The sequence below is a fragment of the Bacillus sp. SIMBA_031 genome, from assembly GCF_046535225.1.
In the GTDB taxonomy this organism is placed as follows: domain Bacteria; phylum Bacillota; class Bacilli; order Bacillales; family Bacillaceae; genus Bacillus; species Bacillus velezensis.
Genome location: NZ_JAWRXC010000454.1, coordinates 1 through 255 on the forward strand (window position 1 = coordinate 1; position 255 = coordinate 255).

At 60.4% G+C, this 255-nt stretch carries 1 protein-coding gene; it reads left to right on the forward strand.

Features of this window, described 5'->3' with window-relative positions; all coding sequences use genetic code 11:
- Nucleotides 1-255: hypothetical protein (locus tag SB724_RS21005; RefSeq protein ID WP_410572906.1), on the forward strand; the 255-nt coding region annotated here is incomplete at both ends.

A 255-nucleotide genomic window follows, 5' to 3' on the forward strand; every position in this document is an offset into this window, starting at 1 on the left:
GGCGGGCTCTTCCAGCTCACCGAAATAGGACGGCATACGCGTTCGTCAGGTAGTAACGTGCTGGATCCTGCCACACTCGACGTCGACGCGGCGCCGCCGCCTCCCATCGCGAGCATCTGCGCCGTATCTCGTCGCGGGCGTTCGCGGGAGAAGAGTGCACGCTGGTGGAAGAGTTCCGCATTCTCCAATCGTTGGTTCGAACTCAATTTCAACATCCTGAGTGACAATGCAGGTCGCCAGATCGGTGCCTACCAG